The sequence below is a fragment of the Lactobacillus sp. ESL0791 genome, from assembly GCF_029433255.1.
Classification (GTDB): domain Bacteria; phylum Bacillota; class Bacilli; order Lactobacillales; family Lactobacillaceae; genus Lactobacillus.
Genome location: NZ_JAQTHU010000001.1, coordinates 1,621,827 through 1,640,380, shown reverse-complemented (window position 1 = coordinate 1,640,380; position 18,554 = coordinate 1,621,827). Strand labels below are relative to the sequence as shown.

Genomic DNA, 18,554 nt, shown 5'->3' with positions numbered 1-18,554 from the left:
AAAAATAATAAAAATACTATGTGTTTTTAAAATTTTATGATATATTTAATGACATACTTATTAGTGTTATCAATTGATAAAACGTAAGTGGACGAGAGGACTGATGAAAATGGACGAAAAACAAAAATTAGCAGTGTTAGAAAAACTGGTTAGCTTTAAATCAGTTAATGGACATGAATATCCAGTAGCGGTATATCTGCAATCCTTACTCAAACAGGCAGGGATCACGAGTAAAATTATATCGCTGGGCAATGATCGGGCTAATTTAGTTGCAGAGATTGGTTCAGGTAAGCCGGTGTTAGGCGTAGTCGGTCACATGGATGTAGTTGATGTTGAACTGGATAATTGGAAAACCGATCCGTTTAAGTTAACTGCCAAGGGCGATAAATTATACGGTCGCGGTACCACCGACATGAAGGGCGGCCTAGCTGCGATGGTCATCGCAATGATGGATTTAAAAGAAAAAAAGGTGCCGTTAAATGGAACGATTCGGCTGCTGGTAACAGCGGGAGAAGAGATTGGCCTTCCGGGTTCCAAGAAATTTTACAAGGATGGCTATATGAAGGACGTTGACACTTTGATTGTTGGTGAGCCTTCTGGCTTCCGTGCTCCGTATGCAAGCAAGGGTGCGCTGAACATTTATGTTAAATCGGTCGGTAAGGCCGCCCATAGCTCGATGCCTAAGCTGGGCAACAACGCGGTTGAGCATCTGATTAATGTTCTGAATAAAATTAAGGAAAAAATCACTAGTGTTATGGCAGAACGGCATAACAAGGATCTGGGTGATACTGTCTTTAATATTGATGCTTTTCACGGCGGCAAGCAGCCGAATGCGATTCCGGGTTATGCCGAAGCGATTGTCAATGTTAGAACAATTCCTGAGTTCAGCAATAAAGAAATTTTGCAGGATGTCTCCGATATTATTGATGATTACAACGCACACACTAACGGTCACATCAGTTATTCAGTTGATAACGACATCATCCCGATTGTTGGTGATGCCAATTCCAAAATTCTCAAGTTAGTCCAAAAACTGGGTGCACCGTATGCCAAAAAGTATTATGCTTCCCAAAACTATTCCGCAGACGAGTTAGCAGAAATGAAAAAGGCGGCAGATCTATCAGGCTTGAAGTTTGCAACTGATAAAATTCTGCCGATGGGAATTTCCGGAGCCACGGATGCTTCTGAGCTGCTGATTGATCACCCAGTCGGTTGCAATTATGTAATGTTTGGTCCGGGTAACGATAACGAACACGGTAATAATGAATACCTTTCAAAGACGATGTACTTGGAATTTATTGATTTGTATGAGGAATTGTTTACTAAGTTTTTTGCTTAATAAATAATTCACTTTTGGAGGAGGTTATACTCTAATGGAAGCAATCGCAGCATTTTTACTAATTATGATTTGTCTATTTATTGGGGAATGGGTGTCGAAGCTGACCAAAGCGTATCTGCCATCAATGTTTATTTCGGCGGTGTTGTTTATGATCGGTTACTGGACCTTCTTCCCCAAGAATTTATCAACGCTGGCAACATTCAGCGACAGCGCGGCCCAGCTATTTTTGGCTCTGAACCTAGTCCATTTGGGGACGATGATGAGTCTAAAACAGTTGCTTCAACAGTGGAAGGCGGTTTGTATCGCCCTGCTGGGCGTAGCCGGGACGGTTGCGCTGACACTGTCGGTTGGTTCCATGCTCTTGGGCTGGAAGACAGTTGTTGCCGGTATTCCACCGCTGACAGGTGGAATTGTTGCCGCCCTCCTCATGACCAACGGTTTGAAACAGCAGGGGATCATGTCGCTGGCGGCACTCCCGATTGCCATGGTCGTGATGCACTCGTTAGTTGGCTATCCGTTAACTTCGATGATGCTGAAAAAAGAAGGCAAGCGCTTGATCGGTGTCTTTAAAAAACAGGGCGGAAAGGTGAGAACTGTTCAGACAGCAGACGAATCCGCGGCACCGAAAAAAAAGAAGCAGTGGCTTCCTAAGGATTATGAAACAGCTTCCTTTATTTTGGCTAAGGTGGCCCTGGTGGCCCTGGCCGCTGAAGGATTTTCGGCCTTGTTGCATAATGCCATTAACTCCAGCATTATGTGTTTGATTTTTGGGGTAATTTTCCACCAGCTAGGTTTCTTGGAGGATCATGCCTTAGAGAAGGCTGGCATCTATAACTGGATTATGTATGGAATCATTACCTACTGTTTTGCTCAGCTGAGCCTGGTCTCACCTGCCCAATTGGGGCCACTGGTAGTGCGGATTTTGACCTTAATTGTTTTGGGATTAATCGGCATGTTCATTGCATCGTTCCTTTTGGCTAAACCGTTTAAGATGACTTGGTACATGGCTTATGCGTGTTCCCTAACAGCACTTTTCGGTTTCCCGATGGACTATCTTCTGACTAATGAGGTTGCCCACACGGTGGCCGAAACGCCTGAACAAGAAAAATTCTTGCAGGATACCATGGTACCGCAGATGTTAGTCGGCGGGTTTGCCACAGTTTCAATTGCTTCCGTTGCAATTGCCTCAATTTTCTTAAAAATATTATAAGCAAAAAATATTGGCAAAGTGAAGTGCAAGTAGCACCGGCTTTGCCAATATTTGTATGCGGGTAAAAATTTATACTAGCTGAATTATTTTCTTTAAATATTTTGCATCGATCTGGTCAAAGTTGTTAAAGTCGTGGCTGTCAATATCTAAAACAGCAAGTAGTTGTTCGTTTTTAATCAGCGGCACGACAATTTCGGAATTGGTATCCGCGTCACAGGCAATGTGGCCGCTGAATTTATGAACATCGGGCACTATTTGCGTTTTTTGCGTTTGGGCGGCGGTTCCGCAGACACCCCGGCCAAGCGGAATGTGCATGCAGGCAACCGGACCCTGAAAGGGACCAAGAATTAATTCACCATTTTGGTAGCGGTAAAAACCGGCATAGCTGACATTGGGCAAACCTGAAAAAAGTAATGCGGCAAGGTTGCTCATGCTGGCAATGAGGTCGTGTTCATCCTTGAGCAATGCGGCTGCTTGTTGCTCAAGCAATTGGTAATTTTCTGATTTTTCCATATATGAAACCTTTCTTAACTGATGGCAATAACTATTCGATTATCCAATTATTTAAATCTTGAAAATTGCTGAAGCTATATTAACTGGTAAAAGTAATAAATAAGCTGTAATATACTTTATTGTACAAAATTTTCTGTAAAAGATTAAGTCTTGAAATTGAATTCAAAATACCAGCAATTGCACTGGATATTTTAGAACACAGCCTTGGTAGAAACCAAAGCCGTGTTTTTATTTGAATAAACTAAAAACAAGCTGAGATAAACGATAGGTATAGTAAATAATAATTAAAAATTACAATTTAAAGACAAGATATTTTTAATTTTGGCGATGATAGGGTAAAATTGTAGCAATAACCTATTTTTAATAGAAAGGGAAGATGATTAGAATGTCAATGATCGAGTTCCATAATGTTCAAAAATTTTACGGACATTTTCAAGCGTTATACGACATTAACCTAGAAATTGATAAGGGGGAAACCGTTGTTTTAATCGGACCATCGGGCTCGGGTAAGAGTACACTGGTAAGAACTGTTAATGGCCTGGAATCAATTCAGGGAGGCAAGCTCATTGTGAATAATCATGACCTGTCTAATCCTAAGACTAACTTTAACATTTTGCGGCGGGATGTTGGCATGGTTTTCCAGCACTTCAATTTGTATGCCAATAAGACGGTGTTAGAAAATATTATGCTGGCGCCGCGCATTGTTAGTCACATGCCTGAGGAAGAAAATAAGAAGCAGGCAATGCAGCTTTTGAAGATGGTCGGCCTCGAAAGCAAAGCCGATAACAAACCGTCACAAATCTCCGGTGGTCAAAAGCAGCGGGTGGCGATTGCCCGGTCGCTTGCGATGCGGCCCAAACTGCTTTTATTTGATGAGCCGACTTCCGCCTTGGATCCAGAAATGATAGATGATGTTTTGCAGGTTATCAAGAAGGTTACTTCAGACAGTAACATGACTTCTTTGATCGTTACCCACGAAATGGGCTTTGCCAAAGAGGTTGCCAACCGTGTTATTTTTATGGATCAAGGACGAATTGTTGAGGATGATGACACGAAGTCATTCTTTAAGCAGCCGAAGACGGAACGGGCACAGCAATTCTTGAGTAAAATTATTTCACACTAAGGAGGGCCAATGATGAAAAAGAAATTTTGGCTGGTTTCCTTACTATTTAGTGTACTTTTATTAGTGGGCTGCGGCCGCAGCACCGCCGATCAGTCTGTCTTAAAGAACGCTGAGGCAAGCAAGACCATCACCTGGGGAGTTAAGGGCGATGTTAAATTGTTTGGTTTGATTGATGTGCGTGATGGACAACAAAAAGGTTTTGACGTTGATATGGCCAAGTTGATTACCAAAAAAATTCTTGGTCCCAAGGGCAAAGCAATTTTTGTGACCACAACCTCGCAGTCACGGATTCCGCTCCTAAAGAATGGCAACGTTGATGCGGTAATTGCCACAATGTCGATTACCCCAGAGCGTAAAAAGACGATTGATTTTTCACATTCCTATTTTGATGCTGGCCAGTCCCTGCTTGTTCCTGCAAATTCCAAAATTAAGAGCACACGGGATTTAAACGGCAAAACGGTAATTGGGGTTGTCGGTGCCAACTCTGTGCAAAATATTAAGGCCAAGGCGCCAAAGGCCAAAGTAATTGAATTGCAGGACTATGCTCAGGCAATGAATGCCCTGAAATCACATCAAGGCGACGCACTAACGACCGATAACGGTATTTTATATGGCTTAGCGGTTGAGAACCCCGGCTATGAAGTGCGCGGGGGGACTTTCACCAAGGAACCTTATGGCGTTGCCGTTAACAAGGGACAGAAGTCTTTCACACGGGCTGTCGATAAGGCCGTCTTGGAAATTCAGCATGATGGCGAATATAACCAGTTAATTAGAAAATGGTTTGGCGACGTGCCGGGATTTAACTATAAGGAGTTGTATAGACGATGATAAATATTTTTACTCATTTTAGTAACCAACTTCTTGTTGGTTTTGGCTGGACCGTTTTATCAAGCGTTTTGGCATTGATTTTTAGCCTGATAATTGGTGGCGCTTTTGCCATTATGGAGGTTGTCCCGAATAAGGTCGCCCGCTTCATCGGCCATGCTTACGTGGAAATCTTCCGCAACATTCCGCTGCTGGTTATTACCATGTTTTTTTACTTGGTAATTCCGATGTATGTTGTCAAGATCAACGGCTTTACTGCCGGAACAATTGGGCTGACTTTGTATACCTCTGCATTTATTGCTGAAACGATCCGGTCTGGGATTCAGTCGGTCTCAAAGGGCCAAATGGAAGGTGCTCGTTCAACCGGGATGACCTACTGGCAGGCAATGCGCTACATTATTTTGCCGCAGGCGTTTAAAATTGTGATTCCGCCGCTGGGCAACCAATTTATTAACTTGGTAAAGAATTCCTCGGTTTTAGCCTTTGTTGCTGGTTTCGACCTGATGTATCAAGCTAATTCAATTGCATCAATAACTTTTGATACGATTAACAGTTATCTAGTTGTTGGCGTTTTGTATTTGATCATTACGCTGCCGCTTAGTTATTACATGCGGTACTTGGAAAAGAAAGTGGCTTAGGAGGTATTTGAAATGCAAAATTGGATTAATGCTTTTTCCTGGCTGAACGTGCGCTTTTTGCTCATGGGTTTATGGGTAACGATTTATATTTCCGTTATTTCGGTAATTTTAAGTTTTATCATTGGTTCGGTTCTGGGAATTATTCGCTATTCAAAAATTAAATATTTGTCCGCAATTGTCGGGTTCGTGATTGATATTATTCGCAACATACCACTGCTGCTGATAATCTTTTTTACCTACTTCGGACTGCCGAACTTTGGTTTTCGGCCGAATACGATTCCGGCTGCAATCATTGCCATGACCGTGTTTGAATCCTGCATGATTGCGGAGATTGTCCGTTCGGGTCTCAATGCGGTTGATGAGGGGCAAATGGAAGGCTGTCGTTCGGTCGGGATGACCTTTGGTCAGGCCCTGTGGCATGTGGTTTTGCCTCAAGGCTACAAAAAGATGATTCCGGCGCTGATTAGTCAATTCGTTTCACTGATCAAGGATACTTCCTTAGCAACGATCATTGTGGTACCGGAATTGTTGCAGCACGCCCAGGTTATTTACGGACAAAATGCCAACTATATCTTGCCGATGTTTGCGGCTTTAGCAGTCCTTTACTTCATTGTCTGCTTTACGCTTTCGCTGATTGGCAACGAAATTGGGAAGCATATGGCTTAAATTTTTAAAAATAATTATGAAAAAGCTTGAGTTTACTCAGGCTTTTTTTGTAATCTTAAGATGAAAAGTATTTTACGGGAAGTTAATCATGAAAAGTTTTTTGTTTCGGCTGTATTTAGCAGTGATGAAATTTTGCGCACGGCTGGTGCCAATGAAGGATAAGCACATTGTCATTCTGAATGGTGCGGGCAGATCAGGGTCAAACGGCTATCTCTTTTATAAGTATCTGCGGTCAAATCAACCTGATTATGATGTTTCGCTGGTTGAACCATGGCCCTCATCGCATCTGCCATGGAGTGTTTGGCGCAGAATAGGTGCGGCTAAATATGTGATTACAACCCACCAGCCATTTAAGGTACATAAAGGCCAAGTCAATGTGCAGTTTTGGCATGGCGTGCCGCTGAAACGCATGGGTTTGATGGCATTTAATACCAAGCGGCGTGACAATCACCGTAATGCTAAATTATGGCGTAAACAGACCGATATTATGTGCTCCAGTTCGGATTTATATGAAACATTAATGAGTGCCTGCATTGGCATTGAAGCTGTTAAGTACCAGAAATTAGGTTTTCCCCGGCTTGATAGTTTGCAGCAGCCGATTATTTCTAAAGAGCAGCTGCTGAAAGATTTATTTGCTGCTGTGGATAAGCAGGCGCAAATCGGCATTTATATGCCCACATTTCGCTACGAGTTAGCTGACTCCAGTGTGATGGTAAAAATTAAAGCTGGTAATTTTTTTGCCTTTGCTGACTTCAGTGGTGATGAGCTAAATAGTGCATTAAAAACGCAGCACCAATACCTGATTGTTAAACTGCATCCCTATGAAATGCGGCTGTTCTCTGACCTGAATAGTCATTATTCTAATATTGCATTTTTGAATAACAGTTACTTGGAACAACATGATTATGATTTATACGAACTATTAGGTGATACAGACTTTTTAATGACGGATTTTTCTTCCATTTACTTTGACTATCTGCATTTGGATAAGCCGATTATCTTTATCACTAATTACTTGGTACAATATGAAAAAACACGAGGACTGCTTCTGGGGCCTTATAAAGAAGTAGTGCCGGGCCAATGTGTTGAAACACAAGCAGAATTGTTAGCTGGTCTGCAAAACTTAGATAATAAAAAGTGGCAGCAAAAACGGGCATACTGGTTGGCGCTAACTGATCAGGTAAATTCTTCAAATAATTGTGCTGACATCTTTGCAGGGATGACGGGAAAATATTAGGGGTAAAAAAGTGAAGCGAACCTTTTTAAACATTTTATATAACGCGGTTTACCAAATATTTTTGGTATTAGTGCCGCTAATCACGGTGCCGTATTTGGCACGTGTTTTAGGGCCTAGAACCTATGGTATTTACAGTAATGTCAATAACATTATTCAATTTCTGATGATTTTTTGTACGCTATCGGTTTCTTATATTGGTATGCGCACGATCTCGCAGACACGTGCTTACGGGAACCATAAGGATTTGACTGCAGCTTTTTGGGGTTTGTGGTATTTTCAAGGCATTGCCGGGATTGTAACGATTGCTATCGTTGTCCTGGCTGCCAGCCTGTTTCATTTTAAATATTGGAATTACCTGCTGTTAATGGTACCGTATCTGATTTCTGCTCAAGTAGATATTTCCTGGTTTTTTCAGGGGCTGGCCGATTTCGGCCGGGTGGTCTTGAAAAATACGGCGGTCAAGCTGGTTTCGGTAGTCCTGATTTTGCTGTGGGTAAAAAATACCGAGGATCTGTGGAAATACTTACTAATCATGTCGGTTTCGACAATGCTGGGCTCGTTTGTTTTTTGGTTTGATATCCACCGCTATGTCGGTCGTCCCGTTTGGCATTTTTACCGCTACCGAACCACCATTGTGGAGATTATCACGCTGTTAATCCCGCAGATCGCAACCCAGATCTATACATCGTTAGATAAACCAATATTAGGCCTGTTTCAGAATTCGACCCAGGTCGCTTACTACGATAATTCGCAGCGGATTTCCAATATGGTTCTGGGGATTGTGACCAGCATTTCCTTGGTGATCATGCCGAAAATGGCGAGTGAAGGCAAGAAGGAGCAGCGGGTTGTCTTGAAAAAATCACTAGAGGCAACCATCATGCTGGGAACACTGTTTGCGGTCATCATTATGGCTAATACTAAGCAGTTTGTGCCGTTCTTTTTTGGCAGCAAGTTTATCCCGATGACGCCGCTAATGTTTTTCTTTACCCTAACGATTATTGTCATTCCAACCGGTGGTGTTTTTGCTAATCAGTTTGCCTTGGCCAATCACCGCGACAAGGATTATGCGATTCCGGTGATTGTTGGCGCGGTTTTAGAAGTGATCTTGAGCTACTTTCTTGATCAGTACTATGGTGCGGCCGGTGCAATGGTGGCAATTTTATTGACGGAAGCTGTGGTTTTGCTGCTGCGGTTGTGGATTGTGCGGGACGGCTATGATTTTAAATATTCCTTCCAGGATATTCCCAAATATTTTATTATTGCTGCAATTACCCTTCTTATCGGGATGATAATGCCTAATCTGGTTGCGTCAGTTTTCATTAATATGGTAATAAAATCGATCGTTATGCTGGTTATTTATCTTGGCTTAATGTTCATGATGAAACTTGATTTTAACCAGGATATTATTCAACTGCTCCAAAAATTTTTTAAGCGAGGTTAAAGATGATTCCCAAAATTATTCATTATGTCTGGGTTGGTGGCAATCCTAAGCCCAAAAACATTCAGCGCTGCATGAAAACCTGGCAGAAGCATTTGCAGGGCTACAAAATTATTGAATGGAACGAAGATAATTTTGATATCAATGAAAATAAGTATGTTGCGCAGGCATACAAGGCCAAGAAGTGGGCCTTTGTTTCTGATTATATTCGGGCTAAAGCTGTATACGATATGGGTGGAATCTATTTCGATACCGATGTTCTGGTGCTGGACGATTTACAGGATTTGCTCAAGAACCGGGCCTTTGTTGGTTTTGAAAATCCGGCTAACCCGTTTACCGCTGTTTTTGGTGCTGAAAAGGGGCACCCGTTAATCAAGGATATGCTGGATTATTATGACGACCGTAATTTTGCATTTGACAAGCAGGATCAGCTTGCAGGAGTTAATACGATTTCGGTTTCTAATATTCTAAAAGAAAAGTACGGTGTTAAAGCCAATAACCAAGAGCAAGTAGTCAAGGATGGTATTCATGTGTATCCCGATGGGATTTTATGCAACCCGTCGCCTAATTCAAAAACAATCCACATCTTTACCGGTACATGGATGGAAGGGGCCAAGCCGCTTAAGCGCAAGCTGGTGACGGCACTCAAGGTGCGGATTAAGACCAAAAAAGAAGCGGGTTTATATGCGAAAGTTTTTAGATAAAAGGTGAAAAAATGGATGAAAAACAAGCTAATTTGCAATCAATGGTAGAACGACTTTCCTGGATCGGTTTTGATAGTCCTTTTACTGGCCAGGTTAAATTTAACAAGCAACTGACGACTACCGCGGGTTATTATTATCCGCGGGATCATCATCTTGAAATTAATGAACGCCTTTTTACTGAAGAATATGATGACGTTGTAATCAGAGTAATTCTTCATCTTTTGGTTCATTATCATTTGGATTTGGCTGGTCAGGATTATCGGGACCGAAGTGCAGCATTTAAGGAAGAACTTCAAAGAGTTCAAGGCCTTGGCTGCTATACCGAAGTTTATAACGTTCAAATTATCGAGTCGCTATACTACTGTCCGCAATGCGATCTTTATTATTCGCGCATGCTCCGATCGAGAAATCGTTACTATCGCTGCAGTAACTGTCGTAAAAAGTTGCAGCCAGTTAAAAATTGTCAAATTAAAGCAAAATGAATGAAAAGGAACTACAAAAATTAGTTGAAGAAATCTCCTTGCAATGTTTTGGCCGGCCGTTTTTACATCAGGTCAAAATCAATCGGCGCATGACAACAACGGGTGGACGCTATCATCTTAGTGACCACCACCTGGAAATTAATGCGCATTTTTTAGTGTCGCAATACCGGGCAGAACTTATTGGTATTATCAAGCACGAATTGTGTCACTACCATTTACACCTGCTTGGGCTAGGTTCTAATCATCGTGATCCCGAATTTAAATTTTTGCTCGCTAAAGTCGGCGGCAGCCTATATGCTCCTGATATTGGTTTAAGGCGCAAACAGAAGGTAAATTATATTTACGTTTGCCAAGATTGTGGCAGCAAATATCAACGGGTTCGTCGGATTAATCTTCGTCGCTACCGCTGCGGTAAATGTGGCGGACAGCTATGCTTACAGTAGTTTTCTTATATAAATATTATTTTTATTAAAGATAGATTATGCTACTTATTTATTTTATAATAATATATAAGTAGCTTTAATTTCAAAATAGATTTAGGAGATAATATGAAAAAGAAGGCGAGAAAAATATTAGCGCTCATTGCGCTACTGGGAATCAACAGTCTGTTAGTTGCTAATCAAGTTATACCGACTCAGGCAAACGTTAAGACTTCAATTAAAAAAGAAAAGTCACATTATTTAAAGGCTTTTCCTAAAAAAATGCGTGGCACTTGGTATAGCTATATTGATGACCGCTTAGATAAAATTACAATTACTAAGACAAAGCTTCGGCTTAAAAATGGCAATGTCTTTAATTTGGTAAAAAAAGCTAAAAGTGCACAAGGTAAACAGCATTATTTGACTGCTGTTAATAAGGAAACTGCCGACGGCATTGTTGCCAAAGGTAAAAATAAATATGTTGCAACTAAGGAAAACAGTAAAGCTTTTAATGACTACAGGATGGATCGCTTAAATGGCCAGCAGGTGCTGCTGGTTGGATGTTCACGATCTAATAATTATTTTCGTAGTAAAAAAGCAGCTGAGAAATATACCAAAACTTATTATCAGCAGGCAACGTTAATGTTGCCTAAAAATTATTCACTTGCGGGTGTCCGTAAAACAAAAGTCAGCGATGGCCAGCCTGACAAGCAGCTGCTAGCGGCTTCAAAGAAGGGCATGAAGATAAGTGACTTTAACCGCACGGCTGCTCTAGAAAGTGCGTCCGACAAGCAGCTGGTTGATCCTGGAAAATTAACTGCAGATCAGCAAATCGAAATCAATGCATTTACTTTACGTTTGATTAATCAGGCAAGAAGCTGTCTTAAACTGCAGCCATGGCGTGCAAGTACAAACACGCAGAAACTGGCAACTGATATTGCATCGACATATAACAGCAGCAAAAAGAAAAGTATGGGTGTAGACCCTGCTTTGGTAACCAGTGTGGGCAAGGCTAACGGTCTTAATCTTACCGCAGACCAGGGTGCTTTAATTGATGTCGTGCAATCTGAAGGAGCAACCGGTATGGATAAAATTTCACTAGCGGTGGTAAAGAAAATAATTTATCGGCAAATTAAGGACGGTTTATTTGGTTATTATGGTATGGAAAATGGGCTTGGTTTTTTTAATCTGGGCTTTAACTGGCGGTTTTCTGATGCACAGCGCGAGCTTAATAATTCAAAAAATTATCGGGGCTATATGACCAATCTGTTAAATGCAGATGGCAATAATTATGATGGCGATTTTGATTATTTTGGTTTTAGCATCTCTAATCTTAAAGGAATGCCAGATCCAGCATATGAATTTCATTTTGTTTGCCTGCCATCAAGGATGCTGGAAGATAAAAGTATTAACGTTTCATTTAAGCCGTAATGACAAAGTAAATATTTGAGTAATGCTCCGTAGTTGATTAGCTGCGGGGTATTTTTGCTAGCTAGGCGATAAAAAATTCTAAAATACGCTTGTCTGAATCTGTTTTTTGGGTTATGATTATTAACGTACTATTGCGGGCATGGCGGAATGGCAGACGCGCAAGACTAAGGATCTTGTGATCGCTTTTAGATCGTGGAAGTTCGAGTCTTCTTGCCCGCATAGATATGGATGAAACAGTGAGTTTCATCTTTTTTTATTTTAAAAATTAATTACAACGTGAGGAATTTGCGTAATCCGGGTTATACTTAAAGTAATAATCAAGGAGTAAAACATTATGGCTAAAAAGCGTAAACGTAAAAATCATCAAACCGCGCATATCATCATTCGGACCTTTATCATTTTATTTTTGCTGCTGATTGCCTTTATTGGTTTTCGGTATTACCGCCGGCAGGCACTTCAGGCGGAGCAGATCCGGCAGGAACAGCTGGCAAGGCAAGAAGCTCGTGAAAAAATCATTCGCCAGCATAAGGCTTTTATTAAAAAAATCGGGCCGATTGCGAAAGAAGTTGACAAGTTTTATGACTTGCTTCCCAGCATCACAATTGCCCAGGCCTGTCTGGAAAGTGATTATGGGCAAAGTGATCTGTCGCAGAAATACAATAATTTATTTGGGGTCAAAGGCACTAATCCCAATACTTCGGCCGTTTTAGTAACCAAGGAGTACGTCAAGGGCGAGTGGCATCAAGTCAAGGCGCGGTTTCAGATTTATGATTCATACGAAGCGTCAATTCGGGCCCATGCGGAACTTTTTCAGAAAGGGACCAGCTGGAATGCCCAGCAGTATAGCCATGTCTTAAAGTCGAAAAATTACCAGGAGCAGGCCAAAGCACTGGTGACGGACGGCTATGCGACCGATCCTAATTATGCGGATAAATTGATTAATTTAATTGAGCAATATCACCTTGATAAATATGATAAGTAGTGTGTGACGCAAAAGTTGCGCCACTTTTTGTTATAATTGAGAGAAGTTATTGTATTTAAGATGGCAACCATCTTGTGAAGGGAATTGAAATGAGCGAAGAGGCAATTTTAGAGGGATTAAATCCAGAGCAAAAAGAGGCAGTTACAACAACTGAAGGACCGCTTTTGGTGGTTGCGGGTGCAGGCTCTGGCAAAACTTCAGTTTTGACGCGGCGAATTGCCTACCTGGTTGAAGAAAATCAAGTTTTACCCTGGAATATTCTAGCGATTACCTTCACCAATAAGGCGGCAGCCGAAATGCGTGAGCGGGAGGCTAAACTTCTCGGACCGTCTGCCGGCAATATCTGGATGTCAACGTTTCATGCTTTGTGTGTCCGAATTTTACGCCGTGATGCCGATAAAATCGGCTACAGTCATAACTTTTCGATTGCAGATTCGGCAGAACAGCTGACGTTAATCAAGCATATTGAAAAAGATCGGAATATTAACCCCAAGATGTATGATCCGCGCGGAATCTTGTCGACGATTTCTAATGGCAAAAATGATTTGCTGACGCCGGATGCATTTGCGGCAGCGGCATCTTCGCCTTTTGAAAAGGTGACGGCTGAGGTATATCACGAATACCAAAAGCGCCTTAAAGATGGGCAAATAATGGACTTTGATGACCTGATCATGCAGACGCTGGTTTTATTTAAAAAAGATCCGACAACATTGCATTATTATCAGAATAAATTCCGTTATCTGCTGGTTGATGAGTACCAGGATACCAATCAGGCCCAGTACGAGCTCTGCCACGAATTGGCAGCCCAATATAAGAATATTTGTGTCGTCGGGGATGCTGACCAGTCAATCTATGGCTGGCGCGGGGCCAACATGGAAAACATCATGAATTTTGAGCATGATTACCAGAAGGATGGTGTTAAAACCGTTAAGCTTGAGCAAAACTACCGCTCAACTGGTCACATTCTTGCTGCTGCTAATTCCGTGATTAAAAATAACCGTAACCGCAAGGCTAAGAATTTATGGACCGACCAGGGTCAGGGTCAAAAAGTTTCTTATTATCAGGCTCAGAGCGGGGATGATGAGGCCCACTTTATTATCAGCAAAATCCAGGAAAAGGTTGACGACAAGAAAAACAGTTACAAGGATTTTGCGGTTTTGTATCGGACCAACGCCCAGTCAAGAACGGTTGAGGAAGCTTTTGTAAAATCCAATATTCCCTACCAAATTGTCGGCGGGCACAAGTTCTATGACCGCAAAGAAATTATGGACATCATGGCTTATTTGAAATTGGTTGCTAATCCTGCCGATACAATGAGCTTTAACCGGATTATTAATACCCCTAAACGCGGCATCGGAGCGGTCACGGTTGATAAATTTTTGAATTTTGCAACCGACAATAATTTTGACCTGTTGACCGCCTTGACTAACGTCGGTCAGGCCACTATTTCCAATCGTCCGGTAATGAAACTGAGTGATTTTGGCAGCAAGCTGCGTGACTGCATTAATTTTGCTAAAAGTCATTCAGTAACCGGTTTGACTGAGAAAATTTTGGCGGATTTTGATTACACCAGCAGCCTCAAGGCGCAGCACACGATTGAGGCCGATACGCGCTTGGAAAACCTGGACGAATTTCTGTCAGTAACCAAGCGTTTTGATGATCAATATGAAGAAGCTGACGGCTCTGAGCCACTGAGTGACTTTTTGGCTGAGGTTTCGCTCTTAAGTGATCAGGATGATTTAGAAGAACAAGACGATCAGGTGACGCTGATGACTCTGCATGCAGCTAAGGGATTGGAATTTCCTGTGGTTTTCCTGATTGGAATGGAAGATGGCCTCTTTCCGCTGTCGCGGGCGCTGCTTGATGATGACCAGCTGGAAGAAGAACGGCGCTTGGCTTATGTCGGTATCACCCGAGCCAAGCAGGAATTGTTTTTAACTAATGCTTATTCACGGATGATGTATGGGCGGTTGCAGAATAATCAGCCGTCACGTTTCTTGGAAGAAATTTCCGGTGATGACTTAGAAGTAGTTAACCCGAATGCGGCGAACAGCATGTTAGATGATGCCTTTCAAAAGCAGGCGGCACCGTTTGCTAACCGTGATGAACGTGCACGGGCCGAGGTTTATACGCCGCGGGCTAAACACGCTGCCGGTGCCGTCGGTGCAGAAAAAAAAGGTTGGAATGTTGGCGACCAGGTGGAACACAAATCCTGGGGCCGCGGTGTTGTGACCAAGGTCAACGGCAAAGGTGAAGACATGGAACTGGATATTGCCTTTACCGGTAAGGGAATTAAGCGGCTGTTGGCTGCTTTTGCCCCAATTAAAAAGATTTAATTAAATTGTTGTTTAATATTTTTAGTCAGGAGGAAAAGCGATGGCAGACCTAACATTAAATGAAGCTAAACCAGAAGTTGCTGCACTCAGAAAAGAACTTAACAAATGGGCTGATGCCTATTATTCAAAGGATGCACCGGAAGTTGAGGACAGTACCTATGACCAAAAATATAATCGTCTCTTGGAGCTGGAGCAGAAGTTTCCAGAACTGGTTACACCAGATTCAATCACGCAAAAAGTAGGCGGTCAGGTTGATACTGAATTTACCAAAGTTGAACATCCGCTTCCGATGTTGTCGATGGGGGATGTTTTTTCTAAAGATGAACTGCGGGAATTTGATCAGCGGGTGCAAAAAGCGGTCGGCCATTCGGTTGCCTATAACGTTGAGCTGAAAATTGACGGCCTGTCAATTGCGCTTGAATACACTAGCGGCCGCCTAACGCGGGCGTCGACCCGGGGCAATGGCTATGTCGGCGAGGATGTGACAGCGAATGCCCTCTATATCAAGGATATTCCGCAAAAATTGCCGCAGCCATTAACAATTGAGGTGCGCGGTGAGTGTTATATGGGTAAAGAAGCCTTTGCCAAGCTCAATCAGGAACGTGATGATGGGGGACTGCCAACCTTTGCTAATCCGCGTAACGCAGCTGCCGGTTCACTGCGTCAGCTTGATGCCAAGGTGACTAAAAGGCGGCATCTGAGTACTTTTATTTATACTTGGGTGCAGCCGCCGGAAGAGATTACCGGTCAGCACCAGGCAATCGCTAAAATGCATGATCTTGGCTTTCATGTTAATGAAACCGGCCGCAGGATTAAGAGTTTAGACGAAATTTTTTCTTTTATTGATGACTACACGGCTAAAAGGGACAGTCTGAGTTACGGCATTGATGGGATTGTGTTGAAGGTCGATGACCTAAACCTGCAGCAAGAACTTGGCAACACTGTTAAGGTGCCGCGCTGGGAAATTGCCTATAAATTTCCGCCGGAAGAGCAGGAAACAGTGGTTCACGAGATTAAATGGACAGTCGGCCGAACCGGTGTGGTGACGCCAACGGCGGTGATGGATCCGGTTCAGCTTGCTGGCACTACCGTGTCGCATGCGGTTCTGCATAATGCAGACTTATTAAAAGAAAAAGATGTCCGAATCGGGGACACGGTTAAGCTGCACAAGGCCGGTGATATCATTCCCGAAATTTCGAAAGTGGTTTTAAGTAAGCGGCCTAAAGATTCCCAGCCGTACCAGATTCCGGAAGTCTGTCCGTCATGCGGGCAGAAGCTGGTCCGGATAGAAGGCGAAGTAGCTTTGCGCTGCGTTAACCCATCTTGTCCGGCACAGGTTGAGGAAGAAATTACTCATTTTGCTTCTCGGCCGGCGATGGATATTGATGGCCTTGGTCCTAAGATTGTGCGGCAGCTGCTGCAGAATGATCTAGTTCATAATGTGGCCGATCTTTACCATCTTCAAGCAGATGATTTAGCTAAGCTTGCTCATTTTCAGGAAAAATCGATTAATAATCTGTTGACAGCGATTACTAAATCCAAGCAAAATTCGCTTGAGCTGCTGCTTACGGGTTTAGGAATTGACCACGTTGGTGCCAAAGTTGCCCGTCTATTGGCGCAAAAGTTTAAAAATATGGCAAAGATTATGGAAGCAGACGTGCAAGAAATTACGGCAATCGCTACAATAGGAATGACAATTGCTGAATCATTGACAACGTATTTTGCTCAGCCTGAGGTGATCAAGCTGATTCAGGAACTGCAGGATAGCGGCTTGAATATGGATTATCTGGGTGCGGATGAGCCGGCGGAAATTGCCGCCAATTTCTTTAAAGGAAAGACCGTGGTTTTAACGGGGAAATTAGCTCATTACAGCAGAAGTGAATTTACCAAAAAACTGCAGGCACTTGGCGCAAAGGTAACCGGTTCGGTCTCAAGCAAAACAGATTACGTTGTTTACGGAGAAGATGCGGGCTCCAAGTTGACAAAAGCAGAAAATTTAGGAGTTCCGCGCTTAACAGAGGAAGAAGCAATTGCGAAGATCGAATAAAGGAAAAAACAAAGTGAAAAAATTTTTTCGGGTATTATTATTGCTTGCTTCGGCCGTTAGTTTAAGTGCCTGCGGCAATTTGAAAAATTCTAGTCTGGCTAACAATTCGAAAACGACATCCAGCACCAAGACGAAAACGTATCAAACGACTGAAACAGGTAACGGCGGCTATACCGTGCTGCTCAAAGACGGACACTATGTGATCAGTCCGATTGCGGGCTTAACAGCCACAACCAATGATAATTCTGTTGATACGCGGGAATTTGAACGGGGACTTATTCAGATTTCTAAGAGCCAGTATTCTACAAGCTCCTATGTTTTCCAGGAAGGACAATATTTGAGCACCTCAACGGTAAATGATTGGTTGGCAAGAAAGGCACCGTCTAATAAAACCGGTTTGAATCCAGCGCTGGGCAGTAAAAAGCAATATAATCCGTATTATTTGGAAGAAATTCTTGAGCAGGATTACCTGACGGGTTCGGGCTCAAGTTATCGTCTTGGCGGAATGAGTATTGGTCTAGCAATGAATTCCGTTGATTATTACCAAAAAGTTAAAGATGGGCCTGAATATCAGGAAGATATTTCCCGTTCTGACCAAAAGGACTATGGTCAGCAAATTGCTGATCAAATAGTTGCTCGTTTGCGCAAACAGAAAGACTTAAGGGATATTCCTCTGACAATTGGCCTTTTTTCAAAAACGAGCAAAGATTCATTAGTTGGTGGAACTTACTTTTTGTACGGGACAGCGGCCGCTAATAGTAGTAAAATAACTAGTTGGAAACCTGTTTCACAGCAAACGGAAGTTTTACCAACAGTTGGTAATGCAAAAGCAATTAACAGCAGTGATGCTTCAAGTTTTAACAGTTTTAAGGAAGCCATTCAGAATTATTTTCCTAATATCAGCGGAGTTACAGCAACCTTGCGCTATGAAAATGGTAAATTAGCTCAAGAAAATATTGCGGTGACTACCCAATTTTATGGTTATGAACAGGTGCAGAGTTTTACCAGGCTGGCATTGTCGACGGCAAAGAAATATTTGCCAAGCAGTGTTCCTTTGGAAATAAAGATTGGTTCTGTTAATAATGTTCAGGCACTGATTGCAAAAGAAACAGCAGATAGTGATTATCAAGTCCATATTTATGGCGGTGAATAAGGAGGTATTTA

The 18,554-nt window shown here is 42.4% G+C and carries 17 protein-coding genes and 1 tRNA gene; 17 read left to right on the top strand and 1 reads right to left on the bottom strand.

Going from position 1 to position 18,554, the window contains the following annotated elements; all coding sequences use genetic code 11:
• Positions 1 to 103 precede the first annotated feature (103 nt).
• The gene (locus tag PT285_RS07940) at positions 104 to 1,339 is read left to right on the top strand and encodes an ArgE/DapE family deacylase (protein WP_277149424.1); all 1,236 of its coding nucleotides are present in this window, start codon (positions 104 to 106) and stop codon (positions 1,337 to 1,339) included.
• Positions 1,340 to 1,373: 34 nt separating this feature from the next.
• Positions 1,374 to 2,549, top strand: coding sequence for a hypothetical protein (locus tag PT285_RS07935; RefSeq protein WP_277149422.1), 1,176 nt, complete (start codon positions 1,374 to 1,376; stop codon positions 2,547 to 2,549).
• A gap of 69 nt (positions 2,550 to 2,618) precedes the next feature.
• Here the strand turns inward: PT285_RS07935 and PT285_RS07930 are convergent, their stop codons facing one another.
• Positions 2,619 to 3,062, bottom strand: coding sequence for a GAF domain-containing protein (locus PT285_RS07930; RefSeq protein WP_277149420.1), 444 nt, complete (start codon positions 3,060 to 3,062; stop codon positions 2,619 to 2,621).
• A gap of 385 nt (positions 3,063 to 3,447) precedes the next feature.
• On the opposite strand from PT285_RS07930, the gene PT285_RS07925 reads away from it, so the two are divergent.
• From PT285_RS07925 to PT285_RS07855, 15 genes are all read left to right on the top strand, one after another.
• Positions 3,448 to 4,185, top strand: coding sequence for an amino acid ABC transporter ATP-binding protein (locus PT285_RS07925; RefSeq protein ID WP_277149418.1), 738 nt, complete (start codon positions 3,448 to 3,450; stop codon positions 4,183 to 4,185).
• A gap of 12 nt (positions 4,186 to 4,197) precedes the next feature.
• Positions 4,198 to 5,013, top strand: coding sequence for a transporter substrate-binding domain-containing protein (locus PT285_RS07920; protein ID WP_277150655.1), 816 nt, complete (start codon positions 4,198 to 4,200; stop codon positions 5,011 to 5,013).
• On the top strand, positions 5,010 to 5,648 hold the full coding sequence (locus tag PT285_RS07915) for an amino acid ABC transporter permease (RefSeq protein WP_277149416.1): 639 nt from the start codon (positions 5,010 to 5,012) through the stop codon (positions 5,646 to 5,648). Before PT285_RS07920 ends, PT285_RS07915 begins: the two co-directional genes overlap by 4 nt.
• Before the next feature lie 12 nt (positions 5,649 to 5,660).
• On the top strand, positions 5,661 to 6,314 hold the full coding sequence (locus PT285_RS07910; protein ID WP_277149414.1) for an amino acid ABC transporter permease: 654 nt from the start codon (positions 5,661 to 5,663) through the stop codon (positions 6,312 to 6,314).
• A gap of 88 nt (positions 6,315 to 6,402) precedes the next feature.
• Positions 6,403 to 7,551 carry a CDP-glycerol glycerophosphotransferase family protein gene (locus tag PT285_RS07905; RefSeq protein ID WP_277149412.1) on the top strand — a complete coding sequence of 383 codons (1,149 nt, stop codon included), beginning with the start codon at positions 6,403 to 6,405 and terminating at the stop codon, positions 7,549 to 7,551.
• Positions 7,552 to 7,561: 10 nt separating this feature from the next.
• On the top strand, positions 7,562 to 8,992 hold the full coding sequence (locus PT285_RS07900) for an oligosaccharide flippase family protein (protein WP_277149410.1): 1,431 nt from the start codon (positions 7,562 to 7,564) through the stop codon (positions 8,990 to 8,992).
• Positions 8,993 to 8,994: 2 nt separating this feature from the next.
• On the top strand, positions 8,995 to 9,693 hold the full coding sequence (locus PT285_RS07895; RefSeq protein ID WP_277149408.1) for a glycosyltransferase family 32 protein: 699 nt from the start codon (positions 8,995 to 8,997) through the stop codon (positions 9,691 to 9,693).
• A gap of 11 nt (positions 9,694 to 9,704) precedes the next feature.
• The gene (locus tag PT285_RS07890) at positions 9,705 to 10,175 is read left to right on the top strand and encodes a SprT family protein (RefSeq protein WP_277149406.1); all 471 of its coding nucleotides are present in this window, start codon (positions 9,705 to 9,707) and stop codon (positions 10,173 to 10,175) included.
• Complete coding sequence (locus PT285_RS07885) at positions 10,172 to 10,618, top strand: SprT family protein (protein ID WP_277149404.1); 447 nt, start codon at positions 10,172 to 10,174, stop codon at positions 10,616 to 10,618. The genes PT285_RS07890 and PT285_RS07885 overlap by 4 nt, the downstream gene beginning before the upstream one ends.
• A 105-nt stretch (positions 10,619 to 10,723) precedes the next feature.
• Positions 10,724 to 12,025 carry a hypothetical protein gene (locus PT285_RS07880; RefSeq protein WP_277149402.1) on the top strand — a complete coding sequence of 434 codons (1,302 nt, stop codon included), beginning with the start codon at positions 10,724 to 10,726 and terminating at the stop codon, positions 12,023 to 12,025.
• A 133-nt stretch (positions 12,026 to 12,158) separates the two neighbouring features.
• A tRNA-Leu gene (locus PT285_RS07875) sits at positions 12,159 to 12,244 on the top strand.
• Between the two features lie 115 nt (positions 12,245 to 12,359).
• Positions 12,360 to 13,007 carry a glycoside hydrolase family 73 protein gene (locus PT285_RS07870; protein ID WP_277149400.1) on the top strand — a complete coding sequence of 216 codons (648 nt, stop codon included), beginning with the start codon at positions 12,360 to 12,362 and terminating at the stop codon, positions 13,005 to 13,007.
• Between the two features lie 89 nt (positions 13,008 to 13,096).
• Entirely contained in the window at positions 13,097 to 15,343 is a 2,247-nt protein-coding gene (gene pcrA / locus PT285_RS07865) for a DNA helicase PcrA (protein ID WP_277149398.1), read from the top strand.
• 40 nt (positions 15,344 to 15,383) lie between these two features.
• Positions 15,384 to 17,390 carry an NAD-dependent DNA ligase LigA gene (gene ligA / locus PT285_RS07860; RefSeq protein ID WP_277149396.1) on the top strand — a complete coding sequence of 669 codons (2,007 nt, stop codon included), beginning with the start codon at positions 15,384 to 15,386 and terminating at the stop codon, positions 17,388 to 17,390.
• A gap of 13 nt (positions 17,391 to 17,403) precedes the next feature.
• A complete protein-coding gene (locus PT285_RS07855) occupies positions 17,404 to 18,543 on the top strand; it encodes a CamS family sex pheromone protein (RefSeq protein WP_277149394.1) in 1,140 nt (379 codons plus the stop codon).
• Positions 18,544 to 18,554: the final 11 nt, after the last annotated feature.

Excerpts from the sequence above, each read along its gene's own strand:
- PT285_RS07940 (WP_277149424.1), top strand. The coding sequence starts at position 104 with ATGAAAATGGACGAAAAACAAAAATTAGCAGTGTTAGAAAAACTGGTT.
- PT285_RS07935 (WP_277149422.1), top strand. The coding sequence starts at position 1,374 with ATGGAAGCAATCGCAGCATTTTTACTAATTATGATTTGTCTATTTATT.
- PT285_RS07930 (WP_277149420.1), bottom strand. The coding sequence starts at position 3,062 with ATGGAAAAATCAGAAAATTACCAATTGCTTGAGCAACAAGCAGCCGCA.
- PT285_RS07925 (WP_277149418.1), top strand. The coding sequence starts at position 3,448 with ATGTCAATGATCGAGTTCCATAATGTTCAAAAATTTTACGGACATTTT.
- PT285_RS07920 (WP_277150655.1), top strand. The coding sequence starts at position 4,198 with ATGAAAAAGAAATTTTGGCTGGTTTCCTTACTATTTAGTGTACTTTTA.
- PT285_RS07915 (WP_277149416.1), top strand. The coding sequence starts at position 5,010 with ATGATAAATATTTTTACTCATTTTAGTAACCAACTTCTTGTTGGTTTT.
- PT285_RS07910 (WP_277149414.1), top strand. The coding sequence starts at position 5,661 with ATGCAAAATTGGATTAATGCTTTTTCCTGGCTGAACGTGCGCTTTTTG.
- PT285_RS07905 (WP_277149412.1), top strand. The coding sequence starts at position 6,403 with ATGAAAAGTTTTTTGTTTCGGCTGTATTTAGCAGTGATGAAATTTTGC.
- PT285_RS07895 (WP_277149408.1), top strand. The coding sequence starts at position 8,995 with ATGATTCCCAAAATTATTCATTATGTCTGGGTTGGTGGCAATCCTAAG.
- PT285_RS07890 (WP_277149406.1), top strand. The coding sequence starts at position 9,705 with ATGGATGAAAAACAAGCTAATTTGCAATCAATGGTAGAACGACTTTCC.
- PT285_RS07885 (WP_277149404.1), top strand. The coding sequence starts at position 10,172 with ATGAATGAAAAGGAACTACAAAAATTAGTTGAAGAAATCTCCTTGCAA.
- PT285_RS07880 (WP_277149402.1), top strand. The coding sequence starts at position 10,724 with ATGAAAAAGAAGGCGAGAAAAATATTAGCGCTCATTGCGCTACTGGGA.
- PT285_RS07870 (WP_277149400.1), top strand. The coding sequence starts at position 12,360 with ATGGCTAAAAAGCGTAAACGTAAAAATCATCAAACCGCGCATATCATC.
- pcrA (WP_277149398.1), top strand. The coding sequence starts at position 13,097 with ATGAGCGAAGAGGCAATTTTAGAGGGATTAAATCCAGAGCAAAAAGAG.
- ligA (WP_277149396.1), top strand. The coding sequence starts at position 15,384 with ATGGCAGACCTAACATTAAATGAAGCTAAACCAGAAGTTGCTGCACTC.